Origin of the sequence: Shewanella sp. SM87 (assembly GCF_025653705.1) — a bacterium.
GTDB classification, from domain to species: domain Bacteria; phylum Pseudomonadota; class Gammaproteobacteria; order Enterobacterales; family Shewanellaceae; genus Shewanella; species Shewanella oncorhynchi.
The window spans coordinates 206,414-221,685 of the sequence record NZ_JAKKSC010000002.1 but is presented as its reverse complement, the minus strand read 5'-3'; the positions used below and the strand labels follow the sequence as shown (position 1 = coordinate 221,685).

General features: G+C 47.9%; 15 protein-coding genes. 4 read left to right on the top strand and 11 right to left on the bottom strand.

The window, feature by feature from the left end:
• The first annotated feature begins 7 nt into the window (after positions 1-7).
• Positions 8-241, top strand: coding sequence for a DUF3319 domain-containing protein (locus L5M11_RS02595; RefSeq protein WP_131523583.1), 234 nt, complete (start codon positions 8-10; stop codon positions 239-241).
• Positions 242-277: 36 nt separating this feature from the next.
• Here L5M11_RS02595 and L5M11_RS02590 read toward each other — a convergent pair whose 3' ends face one another.
• The gene (locus L5M11_RS02590; protein ID WP_263140224.1) at positions 278-1,177 is read right to left on the bottom strand and encodes a LysR family transcriptional regulator; all 900 of its coding nucleotides are present in this window, start codon (positions 1,175-1,177) and stop codon (positions 278-280) included.
• 299 nt (positions 1,178-1,476) lie between these two features.
• Between L5M11_RS02590 and L5M11_RS02585 the strand changes: the two genes are divergently transcribed.
• Together L5M11_RS02585 and recN are read left to right on the top strand one after the other, a co-directional pair.
• Positions 1,477-2,439, top strand: coding sequence for an AEC family transporter (locus L5M11_RS02585; RefSeq protein ID WP_263191260.1), 963 nt, complete (start codon positions 1,477-1,479; stop codon positions 2,437-2,439).
• A gap of 128 nt (positions 2,440-2,567) precedes the next feature.
• The gene (gene recN / locus L5M11_RS02580; protein WP_263162017.1) at positions 2,568-4,226 is read left to right on the top strand and encodes a DNA repair protein RecN; all 1,659 of its coding nucleotides are present in this window, start codon (positions 2,568-2,570) and stop codon (positions 4,224-4,226) included.
• Positions 4,227-4,379: 153 nt separating this feature from the next.
• On the opposite strand, the gene L5M11_RS02575 is transcribed toward recN, so the two are convergent.
• The 9 genes from L5M11_RS02575 to glyA form a co-directional block, all read right to left on the bottom strand.
• The gene (locus tag L5M11_RS02575) at positions 4,380-4,874 is read right to left on the bottom strand and encodes a phosphatidylglycerophosphatase A (protein ID WP_263140216.1); all 495 of its coding nucleotides are present in this window, start codon (positions 4,872-4,874) and stop codon (positions 4,380-4,382) included.
• 15 nt (positions 4,875-4,889) lie between these two features.
• A complete protein-coding gene (thiL, locus tag L5M11_RS02570; RefSeq protein WP_049821775.1) occupies positions 4,890-5,846 on the bottom strand; it encodes a thiamine-phosphate kinase in 957 nt (318 codons plus the stop codon).
• A 78-nt stretch (positions 5,847-5,924) separates the two neighbouring features.
• The gene (nusB, locus tag L5M11_RS02565; RefSeq protein ID WP_006082638.1) at positions 5,925-6,329 is read right to left on the bottom strand and encodes a transcription antitermination factor NusB; all 405 of its coding nucleotides are present in this window, start codon (positions 6,327-6,329) and stop codon (positions 5,925-5,927) included.
• Positions 6,330-6,340: 11 nt separating this feature from the next.
• Positions 6,341-6,820, bottom strand: a complete 480-nt coding sequence (gene ribE, locus L5M11_RS02560; RefSeq protein WP_113939351.1) for a 6,7-dimethyl-8-ribityllumazine synthase — start codon at positions 6,818-6,820, stop codon at positions 6,341-6,343.
• A gap of 130 nt (positions 6,821-6,950) precedes the next feature.
• The gene (gene ribBA / locus L5M11_RS02555) at positions 6,951-8,054 is read right to left on the bottom strand and encodes a bifunctional 3,4-dihydroxy-2-butanone-4-phosphate synthase/GTP cyclohydrolase II (RefSeq protein ID WP_263191259.1); all 1,104 of its coding nucleotides are present in this window, start codon (positions 8,052-8,054) and stop codon (positions 6,951-6,953) included.
• Positions 8,055-8,149: 95 nt separating this feature from the next.
• Positions 8,150-8,806 (bottom strand): riboflavin synthase, encoded by a 657-nt coding sequence (locus L5M11_RS02550; RefSeq protein WP_263140209.1) that lies wholly within the window; start codon positions 8,804-8,806, stop codon positions 8,150-8,152.
• Between the two features lie 105 nt (positions 8,807-8,911).
• Entirely contained in the window at positions 8,912-10,090 is a 1,179-nt protein-coding gene (ribD, locus tag L5M11_RS02545) for a bifunctional diaminohydroxyphosphoribosylaminopyrimidine deaminase/5-amino-6-(5-phosphoribosylamino)uracil reductase RibD (protein ID WP_263140207.1), read from the bottom strand.
• A 109-nt stretch (positions 10,091-10,199) separates the two neighbouring features.
• Positions 10,200-10,649 carry a transcriptional regulator NrdR gene (nrdR, locus tag L5M11_RS02540; RefSeq protein WP_006082643.1) on the bottom strand — a complete coding sequence of 150 codons (450 nt, stop codon included), beginning with the start codon at positions 10,647-10,649 and terminating at the stop codon, positions 10,200-10,202.
• A 204-nt stretch (positions 10,650-10,853) separates the two neighbouring features.
• Positions 10,854-12,107 (bottom strand): serine hydroxymethyltransferase, encoded by a 1,254-nt coding sequence (gene glyA, locus L5M11_RS02535; protein WP_263140204.1) that lies wholly within the window; start codon positions 12,105-12,107, stop codon positions 10,854-10,856.
• A gap of 189 nt (positions 12,108-12,296) precedes the next feature.
• Here glyA and ettA point away from each other — a divergent pair, with 189 nt between their 5' ends.
• Positions 12,297-13,964, top strand: a complete 1,668-nt coding sequence (gene ettA / locus L5M11_RS02530) for an energy-dependent translational throttle protein EttA (RefSeq protein ID WP_028761391.1) — start codon at positions 12,297-12,299, stop codon at positions 13,962-13,964.
• A 138-nt stretch (positions 13,965-14,102) separates the two neighbouring features.
• Here the strand turns inward: ettA and L5M11_RS02525 are convergent, their stop codons facing one another.
• Positions 14,103-15,044 carry a LysR family transcriptional regulator gene (locus tag L5M11_RS02525; protein ID WP_212599293.1) on the bottom strand — a complete coding sequence of 314 codons (942 nt, stop codon included), beginning with the start codon at positions 15,042-15,044 and terminating at the stop codon, positions 14,103-14,105.
• Positions 15,045-15,272: the final 228 nt, after the last annotated feature.

Genomic DNA, 15,272 nt, shown 5'->3' with positions numbered 1-15,272 from the left:
TATTCCAATGAGAAAGATTGTTTATCAAGGATTTATCTTAACCAATAGCGAAGGACGCACCGACAGTTGGAAACTGACCATCAAAGATCAACAGCGTATCGGTTCTTTATTTGAACTACGGCGTTTAGTGGGATACTTCTTAGAACTCGGCATACTGCCCGCGACACGCTCCAGCCTGCAAGACGCAAAACAAACGCAAAACACCATGAGCAAAAACACCGTAAAACCTAAAAGACGCTAAAAATCAGTTCCCTTATTAAAGAATAACTCGGTTAAATCAACGCATAGAGAATAACTCTGGCGCCTTTGACTGCATAAACTCAATAAAGACTCTTACCTTTAGCGGCTGCTGGCTGCGCTGATGATATAAAATCGAAATCCGCCTCTGCTCGCCAATCCATTCCGGCAGTAATACTTTAAGTTTCCCTTCTTTAATCTGCTGTTTTACAAACAGTTCAGGACCATACAAGATCCCGCCATGGCCTAAGGTCGCCTGAATCGCTCCGTGTAAGTCCGTGAGGGTGAGCTTAGTCGGGCCATTAAAATAAAAAGACTCGCCGCTTGGATGCTTTAAATGCCAATTAAACAGCGGCCAGACTTTTATCAGTTGATGGGCTTCAAGATCATCGGGATGCACAAGTTTAGGTGCCTGAGCCAAATATTCTGGTGTGGCAAACAGGCAATAGTCGAGCTCGCCTAAGGTACTCGACACCCAAGAAGAATCAGGCTGAGCTCCGCCAACAATCGCCACATCTATGCCTTTGTCGATCAAATCTACTAACTCATTACTCTGGGAAATGTGCAAACGGATATCAGGATACAAACGGCCAAACTCATTCAATGCTTGAATAAACACGATGGAAATAATCGAAATCGGCGCGGCGATGCGTAAGGTTCCCTCGGGTTTATCACTGCCTAAACCACTTAGTTCATCAAATTGAGCAACCACACTCTGGTAGCGTTGAAAGAGCGCCAGCCCTTCCTCTGTCAGTCGCAACTTGCGGGTGCTGCGCATAAAAAGCTGTTTATCGAGCTTCTCTTCCAACTTCGCTAACTTGCGGCTCACAGTGGCGATGGGCATATCGAGCTCTTTCGCCGCCTGCGAAAAACTGCCCGCATTGACTAAATGCACAAAAAGATAGACAAGTTGTAGTTCAGCGCTTAAATCATCACTCATTGCATGTCCTAATTCTGTTCTAGCTGCCCACTTTAGGCACTATATAAAGTCATCAACAATCACAGCGTACGCTAAGTCATTGTGTTTTAAACATCAATTAATCCACTTATACGACCATAGCGCAATAGCCTTAGACTGAAATGATATGTTATTTTGTGGCGAGTTTTACTGCGCTGGCGCTAGTTCTGGTTCTAACGTGACATAAAAAAGGCAAGCGCCCACCCAAAATCATAGTGATAGTAGAAATAACGGTGGTGGCTGAGTTTATTCAAATTTAATCGTAAGGATGAGTGAGGGAAATGACCATTTTAACCCCTCTGTTTGCCGTCTTCGGGACCATGTTGCTCGGCACACTAGTGCAAAAATTAAAACTCTTGCCCGTCAATACGGATCAAGTGCTAAACCAGTATGTGTACTATATTGCGTTCCCTGCGATCATGCTTATCGCCCTCGCCCAGCAGCCGATTGATGAAATTTTGCAATGGGGATTCATTGCGGGCTACAGCACGGCTATGGTGATTACTTATCTTGTCTGCCTTGGGCTCTCGCTGCTTGCTAACCCTAAACAGCATGCGGTTGCCGCCATTCGAGCCCTCAATGCCACCTTTGGTAATACGGCATTTATTGGTATTCCACTGCTTATCATCTTATTCCCGCAGCAGCAAAGTGCCTTAGTTGCCGCCGCGATTGCCAGCTTATTATCCGTGCTGATGTTTGCCGTCGCCTTAGTCTCGATGGAACTGGCCACTAACACCCAAAGACAACACCACGCCTTAGTCATAATGATGATGGCGGTCGGTAAAAACCCTATCGTTATTGGTAGCTTGATTGGCGTCGGCATTTCAGCGCTAGAGATAAAACTGCCCTCTGGGCTGGCGCTAATGATCCAGCAAATAGGCAATACCTCAAGCCCCTGCGCCCTATTTGCTATCGGCATGGTACTCGCCAAAGCGATGCGCTACCAGAAAGATAGCAGCGTATTTAGCCCCAAGAATTTTATCGAACTGAGCCTTATCAACCTCTTCAAGCTGGCTATCCAACCGGCACTCGTCTACTTTATGCTTAACCGTTTTGGAGTAAGTGGTGACTACCTGATCATGGGCGTGATCTTGAGCGCACTGCCCACCGCGGCTAGCGTGTACTTACTCGCCCAGCGTTATAACACTCAGGCTTCAACCAGTGCTCAAGGCATTCTATTTGGCACCTTAGTCACTTTCTTCAGTTTACCTATCTTAGAAAGCTTAGTAAGAACCTATGCATAATCAGTTAATTAAAAATATTTACTGTCGATAATGTCGATTTTTCACCCAAGCCACTTTACTGTATATAAAATCAGTATATACTGTTTATCAATACAGTGGTTTGGTATGTTTTTCGACAGGAATTCACTATGCTTTGCCAACTCAGCATTAATAACTTCGCTATCGTCCGTTTTTTAGAACTGGATTTTCGCCCCGGTATGACCAGCATCACAGGTGAAACCGGTGCGGGTAAATCGATTGCCATCGATGCGCTAGGCCTATGCCTAGGCAATCGCGCCGATGCCAGCAGTGTTCGTCCCGGAGCCAATAAAACCGAGGTCAGCGCCCGCTTTTCCTTGGATGATATTCCACTGGCGAAACGTTGGTTAGAAGATAACGATCTTGAACTCGATGATGAGTGCATTCTACGTCGGACTATTGGTAGCGATGGCCGTTCACGCGCCTACATCAATGGGAATCCAGTGCCGCTGACGCAGCTAAAATTACTGGGTCAGTTGCTTATCGGTATTCACGGTCAACATGCGCACCATGCAATGTTAAAAAGTGAACATCAACTCACCCTGCTCGACAGTTATGCCAACCACAGATTGCTTATAGATACGGTTGCCGCTAGCTTTCAACGCTGCAAGCAAATTGAGGCCGATCTAAAACAACTCGAAGCCTCCCAGCATGAACGTATTGCCCGTAAGCAATTAGTGCAATATCAAGTAGAAGAACTCGATGAGTTTGATCTTAAAGTTGATGAGTTCGATGAGATTGAGCAAGAGCACAAACGTCTGGCTAATGGCACTGAGTTGATTGATACCTGTCAGGCGAGCTTAGATATACTCACAGAGGGCGAAGAGAACAATATAGAGTCGCTACTCAACCGAGTCGTTTCCCTCGCCGAAGATCTGCAAAGCTACGATCCCGCATTAAGCAATATCAACACTATGCTCAATGATGCCTTAATCCAAGTGCAAGAAAGTGCAGGCGAATTACAGCACTATTTGAGTAAACTTGAACTCGATCCAACCCACTTTGCCTATTTAGAAGAACGGCTATCAAAAGCCATGCAACTGGCGCGTAAGCATCATGTTAGCCCGAATAAACTGGCCGAGCATCATTTAGCATTAAAGGCTGAGCTAAGCACCTTAGACAGTGATGAAAGTAAACTTGAAGAAATTCAGATTCAAGTCGAGGCAAGTAGAGCCGCTTATCTTAGCAATGCGCAAAAGCTCAGCCAAAGCCGTGCCCGCTATGCTAAAGAACTCGACAAACTGGTGACTCAGTCAATCCACGAACTGAATATGCCTAAGGGTAAATTTACGATCGAAGTCAATTTCCACCCCGAGCAAATGTCAGCCAATGGCAGTGACAATATCGAATTTATGGTAACCACTAACCCTGGCCAACCTTTGCAACCGATTTCGAAAGTCGCGTCTGGCGGTGAGCTCTCACGGATAGGGCTAGGGATCCAAGTGATTACCGCGAAGAAAGTTGCCACACCGACATTAATTTTCGATGAGGTGGATGTCGGGATTTCCGGCCCCACCGCAGCAGTGGTGGGCCGCATGTTACGCAGCTTAGGGGAATCGACCCAAGTACTGTGCGTGACTCACTTGCCGCAAGTTGCGGGCAATGGTCATCAACACATGTTCGTCGATAAATTTAATAAGGCAGGCAGTACTGAGACCACAATGAAATCGCTCGATCGTGAGCAGCGTATCCAAGAGCTTGCAAGACTGTTAGGTGGCGATACTATCACCAGCAATACCCTCGCGAACGCAAGGGAACTGCTGCAATAGTAGTATGGTTTAGATAACGAATGAGGTAGCTAAACGCTTGAATCTACACACTCTAGATCACAAGCTAAGGGGCCATATCAAAAACTAAGGGTTAGTTGATGGAGATGCTAACGAACATGTCGGGTTAACTATCATGTTAGGTTAACGATAATGTTAGCTAACACACCAGACTAGCCCTTGCAGACAAATAAATGAAAACACGCCCGCTAACACATCGTCAATCATAATGCCAAAGCCACCATGAACTTTGGCATCGAGCCATCGAATAGGCCAAGGTTTGATGATGTCGAAAAAGCGAAATAGACCAAAGCCGACTAACAACCAACCCCAACCTGCTGGTGCCGCTATCATAGTGATCAGTAGCCCAACCACTTCATCCCACACAATCGCACCGTGATCGTGTACCCCCATATCTTGAGCGGCTTTACCGCAGATATAAAATCCCGCAAATGCGCTCAATAAGGTTAAGCCGATATACCAAGTGAGCGGTAATGGCGCCATCAATAAATAGAGGGGAATGGCTGCTAAGGTACCGAAAGTACCAGGCGCTTTAGCGGCGAGTCCGCTACCAAAACCGAGTGCCAAAAAGTGGACAGGATTTTTTAATGACAGGCGCGTTAGCACCTGATCCTTTGACAACCATTTCATTAACATGCTCTTCGCTTAAAAGTGCTCGAAACCGTGATACGGCGGTGTAAACGGCTCACCATTAAGTTGCAACTTGAGCTTACTGCCTGCACAAATTTGTCCAACGCGAACAAACTTTGCTCCTGCATGGCTCAACGCTGTCTCAAGCGCACCTTTTTGCGCCTCAGGAACGGTGAACAGCAGTTCATAATCTTCGCCCCCCGTCAGCGCATAACCTAAGGCATGCTCCTCGCTGACGGTATCTTGCATCGCGCGTGAAAGCGGGATGCAATTAACGTCCACCACAGCACCGACTGCCGAAGCCTTAAGCACATGACCGATATCCGAGATAAACCCGTCGGAAAGGTCGATTGCACTGGAGGCAAGCGAACGCAAAGCTTGGCCCGCTAAAACTCTTGGTGTTGGACGATAATGGCGATTGATCAGGAATTCTTTATGCTCGGCTCTAGCCTGTTGCGCGCCGCGAATGATATCCAGACCTAAAGCCGAATCTCCGAGCGTGCCCGTGACATAAATCCAATCACCGGCTTTAGCACCATGACGCGTGAGTGCCTTACCCTGTGGGACTTGGCCGTGCACAGTGATGCTAATCGCCCGTGGACCACGAGTCGTATCGCCGCCAATTAAGGCGATGCCATAGTAATCGGCCGCTTCAAATAAACCTTCACTAAAGCCACTTAGCCAAGTCTCATCGACTTCGGGTAGCGTTAAGGCAAGCGTCATCCACGCGGGTTCAGCGCCCATGGCAGCCAGATCAGATAAATTTACCGCTAAAGCTTTGTAACCTAAGGCAGCAGGAGGCATATCGGGGAAGAAATGGACATTTTCAACTAAGGTGTCACAGGAGATAGCGATCGACTTGTTTTCTGCAGGTTGCACTAAAGCACAATCGTCACCGATGCCAAGCTTCACATCACGGCGAGTGGGGCCGCGGTTGCTAAAATAACATTCAATTAATTGGAATTCTTTCACTGTACAGTTTGGCACGACTTACATCGGCCACCTTTGTTAGCAATGAAAAACGGTATCCTAAGATACCGTTTGTCTTTATTACTTGCGTGCAACCAGTTTGTCGAGCAGTCCGTTCACAAACTTATGACTCTCGTCCGCACCGAAAGCTTTTGCCAACTCAATCGCTTCGTTAATCGCGACCTTGTATGGCACATCTTTACGGAAAGTCAGCTCATAGGTCGCTAAACGAACTATGGCTTTCTCTACTGGAGACACTTCATCAATCGGGCGTTCCAGATGCGGGATGATCAGCTCATCCAATTGGGTTTTCTTCGTTGCAACGCCTGAAAATAGCTCACGAAAATAAGCTACATCAACACCGTCGAGACTTTGTTCAGTTAAAAACTCATGCTCGACATCGGCAATATTATTCCCGCTTAGTTGCCATGAATAGATGGCTTGAACGGCTAAACGGCGGGCCTTGCGGCGCTCAGAAGGCTTCATTATTTTTCCTACTATAACAACTGTTGTTCAAGTTCTTGCAGAACATTGACCATTTCAAGTAGGCTTAGAGCAGCTTCGCCGCCTTTGTTACCCGCTTTGGTACCTGAACGTTCAATCGCTTGTTCAATGGTATCAGTGGTCAAAACACCGAAAGCAACAGGCAGATCAAATTCTAAAGCAACTTGAGCTAGACCTTTATTACATTCGCCTGCAACAAAATCAAAATGAGGAGTACCACCACGGATCACCGCACCTAATGCGATAATACCGTCGAATTTACCACTGGCAGCTACGCGACGCGCAGCTAGCGGCAACTCAACCGCACCTGGTACACGGACAACAGTGATATTGTCGTCGCTGACTTGGCCAAAACGTTTCAGCGTGTCAAGTGCACCTTCAAGCAAGCTCTCAACTAAAAAGCTGTTGAAACGCGAAATTACAATCGCAACTTTGGCATTTTTCGCTTCGATATTACCTTGAACTATGTTCATTATCTTACCTAATTTAGCTAAAGCACCCAGCTCGGGGCGAAAAGTGGCGACATGATATCACAGCCAATTGCCCAGAGCCCTATGCAAATTATCAGAAATTGTTAATTTTACTTCAGTGTAACTTTGGGTTTTAGTCCGCCACATACTCAGTCACTTCAAGGCCAAAGCCTGAAAGTGAATGGTAGCGTTTAGGCGAGCTGAGCAGACGCATCTTAGTCACGCCAAGGCTAGCGAGAATTTGCGAGCCAACACCCACTCGGCGCGACGTCCCCTGCCATTTTGCAGAAGCAGGCGCTTGGCCTTGATCTTCAGCTTCAAAGGCTTTCACCTTAGAGAGAATTTCACAGGGATGTTCTTGATTCCCGAGTAAAACCAATACGCCACCTTCTGCAGAAATACGCTCCATCGCCTTTTCGAGTGGCCAGCTGCGTTGCTGATCGCGCTCTGAGTGGAGTAAATCGTTGAAGGTATTTTGCAAATGCACGCGCACCAAACAATCTTCTTTCACCTCACCTTTGACTAAGGCAAAATGCAGTTGATTGTCGATAGTGTCTCTAAAAGTCACCATGTCGAACTCACCGAAACGGGTCGGTAGTTTGCATTTAGCTTCGCGCACAACCGTGGTTTCTTTGGTATTGCGATACTCGATTAAAGTAGCGATAGTGCCGATTTTGATGCCATGCAACTCGGAGAAAATCTCTAAATCTGGGCGACGTGCCATAGTGCCGTCTTCGTTCAAAATTTCAACGATAACGCCCGATGGCTCAAGTCCCGCAAGACGGGCTAAATCACAGCCAGCTTCAGTGTGGCCTGCGCGGGTTAATACGCCGCCGTCCTGTGCCATTAGCGGGAAGATGTGCCCTGGTTGCACTAAATCAGATGCTTTAGCCTCTTTAGCCACAGCCGCTTTCACCGTTACAGCACGATCGTGGGCCGAAATACCGGTAGTCACACCTTCCGCCGCTTCAATAGAAACCGTAAAGTTAGTCGAGAACTGGGCGTTATTATTCGTCACCATTAAAGGCAGGTTTAACTGCTGGCAACGGGCTTTAGTCATGGTCTGGCAAATGAGCCCACGGCCATATTTCGCCATAAAGTTAATCGCTTCTGGCGTGACCATTTCGGCCGCCATGATCAAATCACCTTCGTTTTCTCTGTCTTCGTCATCCATCAAAATAACCATTTTGCCTTGACGAATATCTTCGATGATCTCTTCTATACTGTGCAGCGCCATTGTAGGACCTTCTGATTTTGCTGTTATTATGAAATTCTATACCTAAATAACCTAAGCTGCCGATAAGCTTAAGTTAAATAATCTGCTCCTGTGCACTAACGCACAAAGCCGGCACGGGCTAACATTTCCATGGTGACACCGCCGCTCTTGCTGTCTTTGCCATCATAATTCATCAAGCGTTCAAGATAACGGGCGATTAAATCCACTTCGATATTCACCTTATCGCCCGCTTGCAGGTCGATTAACGTGGTTTCCCCCGCGGTATGCGGCACTATGGTCAAGCGGAATCGACTGCCGTCCACTTCGTTAACCGTCAAACTCACGCCATCAATGGTGATGGAACCTTTATGGGCAATGTAACGCCCAAGCTCTGCGGGTGCGGCTAGCCAAAACTCGATAGCTTGACCACGCACTAAGCGTTGCTCAACCGTTGCAATACCGTCTACATGGCCACTGACCATGTGGCCGCCTAAACGTGTGGTTGGGGTGACGGCTTTTTCAAGATTCACCTTAGTACCCACTTTGTAGTGAGCAAAGCCGGTTAGACTCACTGTTTCGGCAGAGATATCAGCCACATAACCGTCGGCTAATTGCTGCACAACCGTTAAGCACACACCGTTAGTGGCAATGCTGTCGCCTAAACGCACATCGTTTAAATCCAGTTTGCCGCTCGCCACGGTCAAACGAATATCATCGCCCTTGCGTTCAAGCTTTCGCAGGGTGCCAACAGCTTCAATAATCCCAGTAAACATGGTTAACTCACTTATTCGATAAAGAAGTAATAAGGCATAAGACTCAAGGTTTAACGGTTATCTTGCCCTAATTAAATGAAGAAGTATCAAGCATAACGCTCAAGGTTAAACGGTTATCTTGCTCCAATTCGATTTAGATAAAGAGGTATCAGGCTTAACGCTCAAGATTAAACGGGTATCTGGCCCTAATTTGCGCTCATCGACCAACATTAATGCAGGAATTTGCGCCATGGTTTGATAATCGGGTAGCTGCAGCAGATTACGCCCTTGCCCGCCGAGGATTTTCATCGCTTGGTACAGCACTAACTCATCGGCCAGACCCTGCGCTAAAAATGCGCCCGCTAAGGTTGCACCCGCTTCCACCAGCACGTGATTACAACTTTGGCCTAAATAGCTTAATAGTTCAGGCAATGAGACGCGACCTGCAATTGCAGGTAACACGAGGCAACTCACATGGGAGGGCAATTGTGCTTGAAAGTCTGCGGGATAAGCCACGGTCGAGACCAAGAGTATGGGCGATACGATAGTCAAGCAGGCGGCCGATAACGGCAAACGGGCGCGACTGTCGAGTATGACTCTTAATGGCTGTAGTAATTGCGCCTCGGTTACACTGTCTTTTAAGCTGCCAAGTTCCTGATAACGCACATTGAGTGAGGGATCGTCCGCCAATATGGTTTCAATCCCAGTGACCAAAGCGCAGGAACGTAAACGTAATCGCTGCACGTCGCGGCGAGATTCTGGACCGGTTATCCATTTAGACACACCGTTAGACAGCGCAGTTTTACCATCGAGACTCGCGGCTAATTTTACAGTGACTCTAGGTAAACCTGATTCCATACGCTTCATAAAGCCTAAATTCAAGGCATAGGCTTCATCACGGTGTAATCCCACATCCACTTCAATACCGGCGTCGCGCAGCATTTTAATACCGCGCCCAGCCACTTGCGGATTAGGATCTTCAACCGCCACCACCACACGCTTAACGCCAATATTGATCAGCGCCAAGGCGCAGGGCGGCGTGCGGCCATAATGACTGCAGGGCTCTAGGGTGACATAGGCGGTTGCGCCACGGGCATGTTCACCAGCCATACGTAGTGCGTGCACTTCGGCGTGGGGCTCACCCGCTTTTTGATGATAACCTTCACCGATGATTTGGTTATCGTTAACGATAACGCAGCCCACACTGGGATTGGGTCTCGTGGTGTAAAAGCCTTTGCGCGCCAATTGAATCGCGCGGCTCATCATTTGGGTATCGAGTACGGACCAACTTATGTTCAAGCTCATGTTCAACCCTGTTGTTAAAGGTTTCGGCTTTCACCAGTCTTATAAAATCTTTCTTTTCATGCTGTTAGCAACTGCACGCCTGCCTTTTTAGGCGACAAAAGCTGAATAACTACTTTTGCAGTTTGGCGATGGCTTCGCCAAATTCAGACACGTCTTCGAAGGCACGGTACACAGAAGCGAAACGTATGTAGGCGACTTTATCGAGGCTCATCAATTGCTCCATCATTAAGTTACCCACCATTTCTGACGGCACTTCCCGCTCGCCAGTGGCGCGCAGAGTAGACTTGATTTTGCTGAGTGCTTGCTCGATTTCATCCATAGATACGGGACGTTTTTCAACGGCGCGCAACATGCCACCTTGGAGTTTTTCTTCATCGAAGGGTTGGCGTGAACCATCGCGCTTAATCACCCTAGGCATGACTAATTCGGCGCCTTCGAAGGTGGTAAATCTTTCATGACATTCGGTGCATTCTCGGCGACGGCGCACTTGGTGGCCTTCTGCCACTAATCGGGAATCGATGACTTTAGTATCTGTCGCGCTACAAAATGGACAATGCATTGAGCCTCCTGCCAGTGAATGGTCGTAAAGCGTTAATAGGTTTACCTGTTAAATCTCAGTCAAACGCTATGGATTTAAGCCTAAGATTTTACCAATAAAAATGGCCGCTTAATGCGGCCATGGGATTTTATCCTATTTATGGGCTGAGGTTAACCACCTGATGCTTGTTAGGCTCAGCACCACAAAAAGGAGACTATTTACAGATTAACCGTAAACAGGGAAACGTGCACACAGTGCCAGTACTTGGCCCTTAACACGCTCAATCACTACAGGATTACTTGCATCATCAAGGATGTCACAAATCCAGCCAGTCAGCTCTTTCGATTCCGCTTCTTTAAAGCCGCGGCGCGTAATGGCTGGCGTACCGATACGCACACCTGAGGTCACAAAGGGTGAACGTGGGTCGTTTGGCACTGAGTTTTTGTTCACGGTAATGTTAGCGCTACCTAAGGCGGCATCGGCTTCTTTACCCGTTAAGTCACGACCAATCAGGTCAACTAGCATTAAGTGGTTGCTGGTTCCGCCAGAGACGATTTTGTAACCGCGCTCAAGGAACACTTCAACCATAGCTTTAGCGTTGTTAACCACTTGCTGTTGGTACACTTTAAATTCTGGCTCTAGGGCTTCTTTGAACGCCACCGCTTTACCGGCGATAACGTGCATCAATGGGCCACCTTGACCGCCTGGGAATACCGCAGAATTCAACTTTTTGTACAAGTCTTCATCGTCAGCAGCAGATAGGATCACGCCACCACGAGGACCCGCTAAGGTTTTGTGGGTCGTAGATGTCACAACATGCGCGTGTGGTACTGGGTTTGGATAAACGCCCGCAGCAATAAGACCGGCAACGTGTGCCATATCGACAAATAAATAAGCACCGATTTTGTCTGCGATTTCACGCATTTTTGCCCAATCAACGATACCTGAATAGGCAGAGAAACCGCCGATCATCATCTTAGGCTTGTGTTCTAAGGCAATACGCTCCATCTCGTCGTAGTCGATTTTGCCAGACTCGTCGATACCGTAAGGAATGATGTTGTACAGTTTGCCAGAGAAGTTAACCGGAGAACCGTGGGTCAAGTGACCACCATGAGCTAAGTTCATGCCCAGTACGGTATCGCCAGGTTTTAACAATGCCATGTAAACCGCGCTGTTTGCCTGTGAACCTGAATGAGGTTGTACGTTAGCGTAAGTTGCGCCAAACAGTTGTTTAGCACGTTCAATCGCTAAGGTTTCAACTACGTCCACATACTCACAACCACCGTAGTAACGCTTGCCTGGATAGCCTTCAGCGTACTTATTGGTTAACTGTGAACCTTGCGCTTCCATCACGCGTGGACTGGTGTAGTTTTCAGAAGCAATCAGCTCAATATGCTCTTCTTGACGCAGAGTTTCATTCTGAATTGCGTTAAACAGTTCCGGATCATAATCTGCGATATTCATATCTTTTTTCAGCATTGCTTACTCCAGCTGCCAATTCTTATAGGTAGGGTTGCGCGGTATTCTACTCGGAACGCGGTCACAATCCCAGTATTTGAAACATGAAATTCCTGCAGATAGTGCTTGAACTTGGCTCATTGTCGAGTTGAGTTCGGCGCGCAATCGAGTAGAATTAGCCGCATCATTAGTCACTTAAGATAGAGAAAAATGGCTCAGTTTGTTTACAGCATGCTGCGGGTGGGTAAAATTGTTCCGCCTAAGAAGCAGATCCTTAAAGATATTTCTTTAAGCTTTTTCCCCGGCGCCAAAATTGGCGTACTCGGCCTCAACGGTTCAGGTAAGTCGACGCTACTGCGCATTATGGCGGGTATTGACACCGAAATTGAAGGTGAAGCGCGCCCAATGCCGGGATTGAAAATCGGTTACCTGCCGCAGGAACCTAAACTCGATCCGAATCAAACCGTGCGTGAAGCGATTGAAGAAGCGGTTGCAGAGGCAAAAAATGCCCTAACTCGCCTCGATGCCGTTTACGCGGCCTACGCCGAGCCGGACGCCGATTTCGACGCCCTTGCGAAAGAGCAAGGCGAACTCGAAGCCATTATTCAAGCCCAAGATGCCCATAACTTAGAGTACGTCCTTGAGCGCGCCGCCAACGCCCTGCGTCTGCCTGATTGGGATGAAAAAATCGAAGTATTATCCGGTGGTGAACGTCGCCGCGTAGCGATTTGTCGTTTGCTGCTTGAAAAGCCAGAAATGCTGTTACTGGACGAACCGACCAACCACTTGGATGCTGAATCTGTGGCTTGGCTTGAGCACTTCCTGCAGGAATATGCTGGTACTGTGGTCGCGATTACCCATGACAGGTACTTCCTCGACAATGCTGCTGGCTGGATTTTAGAACTCGACCGCGGTGAAGGTATTCCGTGGGAAGGTAACTATTCTTCATGGCTTGAGCAGAAAGATGCCCGTCTGAAGCAAGAATCGGCTACCGAAAGCGCTCGCCAAAAGACCATTGCCAAAGAATTGGAATGGGTACGTCAAGGCGCGAAAGGCCGCCAGTCTAAAGGCAAGGCCCGTATGGCACGCTTTGAAGAACTGAACACTAACGATTACCAAAAACGTAACGAAACCAACGAGCTGTTTATTCCGCCCGGACCTCGTTTAGGTGACAAGGTTATTGAAGTGAATAACCTGACCAAATCTTACGGTGACCGCGTTTTGATCGACAACCTGTCGTTCTCTGTGCCTAAGGGCGCGATCGTCGGCATTATCGGTGCCAACGGCGCGGGTAAATCGACCCTGTTCCGCATGTTATCCGGCGCAGAAAAGCCAGACAGCGGCAGCATTGAGCTGGGTGATACTGTGCAACTGGCCTCGGTTGAGCAGTTCCGCGATTCGATGAATGATAAGAACACCATTTGGGAAGAAATTTCCGGTGGTCAAGACATCATGCGTATCAACAACATGGAAATTCCGAGCCGCGCCTATGTAGGCCGCTTCAACTTCCGTGGTGGCGATCAGCAAAAAGTCATCGGTACTTTATCTGGTGGTGAACGTAACCGCGTGCATTTAGCCAAACTGCTGCAAGCGGGCGGTAACGTATTACTCCTCGACGAACCCACCAACGACTTAGACGTTGAAACCCTGCGCGCACTGGAAGAAGCGATTCTGGAATTCCCAGGTTGCGCTATGGTGATTTCGCATGACCGTTGGTTCCTCGACCGTATCGCGACCCACATTCTGGATTATCGCGACGAAGGTCAAGTGAACTTCTACGAAGGTAACTACACAGAATACTCGGCATGGTTGAAGAACACCTATGGCGCCGATGTGGTTGAGCCACACCGCTTGAAATACAAGCGGATGATTAAGTAGATCTAGAATCTAGGCAAGTGTAAATCTGAGGAGTTTAACTCGAAAGGGTTAAGCTCCTTTTTTATGGCATCCAATTACGCTATGAGTGCTGTAGACTTTGGCACTATTTCAAAGGTGCTATTTCAAACTAACACTATTTCAATTCAAGCTGGCAAAGTAGGCCACCAGCATGTCCATCATCACCCTAAGTGCAGGCTGCATGTGTTTGCGGGATTGATACACGCCATACACACCGAGGGACAGAGGCTTAAACTCAGTTAATAAAGGCACTAGCTGACCCGAGTCTAAATAGGGTTTCGCCGCCCAAACCGGCTGCATAGCAATTCCCTCACCAGCCAGCGTGGCATTAAGCACCACCATGGAATCATTGGCGCTGAAATTACCATTCACCGGCACGTTAAATACCTGACCTTGGTTTGACTTAGGATCGGAGTTCAACGCTTGAGCCTGTTTCGCCCCTACATCGGTTTTATAAAAGCGCCACATCACATCGCCAAAATAAGAATAGGTTAAACAGTTATGCTGAGTTAAATCCTCGGGATGCAGCACGGCGGCGCGCGCTGCAAGATAACTCGGTGCGGCGCACACCACAGACTCACACTCCCCTAAGCGCCTAGCGATAAGATTGGGATCGAGTTCATTGGTGATGCGAATAGCCAGATCAATACGCTCGGCGACTAAATCGACGGTTTGGCTGCTCACGTGGAAATTCACGCTCGCCTGCGGATAACTGGCTAAATATTGCTGTACCACGGGCGCTAAAATCTGATGCGCCAAAAACTGGGAGCAACTAATACGCAACAAGCCCCGCGGAATCGCCACAGCGGCGTGGCTTACCGCAGGCACTTCGTTAGCCAGTTCGAGCAGCCGATGGCAATAGTCCAGCACTTGCTCACCCGCGGGCGTTAAGCTGAGGCTACGCGTCGAGCGATGCAACAACCTAGCACCAGACCATTCTTCCATTTCGCTCAAGTAACGGGTCACCATAGAACGCGACATATCTAAGGCATTGGCGGCGCTTATCATGCTGCCGCGCTCAACAATAGTCACAAACACCTTAGCCGCTTCGAGTCTATCCATGATTTATCTCCACTCGCGTTCAATCAATAACGTTCAATCAATAACGTTTAATCACTCACTTTCAAATCACTCGAAGGTTCACTCACATACTCACGTCACCACATGAATAATAACTAAGAGTACACGCAGCCATTCGTCCGATTAATGCAACAAACATGGGCAGATACTCGCATTTATCTATTGATTATTGCAACCTATACTTAACTCACTTTTTGCAGCAGCTGCAAA

What these genes read in the sequence shown, in the direction of transcription:
- L5M11_RS02550 (WP_263140209.1), bottom strand. Translation starts at nt 8,806, where the DNA reads ATGTTTACTGGGATTATTGAAGCTGTTGGCACCCTGCGAAAGCTTGAA.
- L5M11_RS02595 (WP_131523583.1), top strand. Translation starts at nt 8, where the DNA reads ATGAGAAAGATTGTTTATCAAGGATTTATCTTAACCAATAGCGAAGGA.
- ettA (WP_028761391.1), top strand. Translation starts at nt 12,297, where the DNA reads ATGGCTCAGTTTGTTTACAGCATGCTGCGGGTGGGTAAAATTGTTCCG.
- L5M11_RS02525 (WP_212599293.1), bottom strand. Translation starts at nt 15,044, where the DNA reads ATGGATAGACTCGAAGCGGCTAAGGTGTTTGTGACTATTGTTGAGCGC.
- ribE (WP_113939351.1), bottom strand. Translation starts at nt 6,820, where the DNA reads ATGAACATAGTTCAAGGTAATATCGAAGCGAAAAATGCCAAAGTTGCG.
- L5M11_RS02585 (WP_263191260.1), top strand. Translation starts at nt 1,477, where the DNA reads ATGACCATTTTAACCCCTCTGTTTGCCGTCTTCGGGACCATGTTGCTC.
- recN (WP_263162017.1), top strand. Translation starts at nt 2,568, where the DNA reads ATGCTTTGCCAACTCAGCATTAATAACTTCGCTATCGTCCGTTTTTTA.
- L5M11_RS02575 (WP_263140216.1), bottom strand. Translation starts at nt 4,874, where the DNA reads ATGAAATGGTTGTCAAAGGATCAGGTGCTAACGCGCCTGTCATTAAAA.
- glyA (WP_263140204.1), bottom strand. Translation starts at nt 12,107, where the DNA reads ATGCTGAAAAAAGATATGAATATCGCAGATTATGATCCGGAACTGTTT.
- L5M11_RS02590 (WP_263140224.1), bottom strand. Translation starts at nt 1,177, where the DNA reads ATGAGTGATGATTTAAGCGCTGAACTACAACTTGTCTATCTTTTTGTG.
- nrdR (WP_006082643.1), bottom strand. Translation starts at nt 10,649, where the DNA reads ATGCATTGTCCATTTTGTAGCGCGACAGATACTAAAGTCATCGATTCC.
- ribD (WP_263140207.1), bottom strand. Translation starts at nt 10,090, where the DNA reads ATGAGCTTGAACATAAGTTGGTCCGTACTCGATACCCAAATGATGAGC.
- ribBA (WP_263191259.1), bottom strand. Translation starts at nt 8,054, where the DNA reads ATGGCGCTGCACAGTATAGAAGAGATCATCGAAGATATTCGTCAAGGC.
- nusB (WP_006082638.1), bottom strand. Translation starts at nt 6,329, where the DNA reads ATGAAGCCTTCTGAGCGCCGCAAGGCCCGCCGTTTAGCCGTTCAAGCC.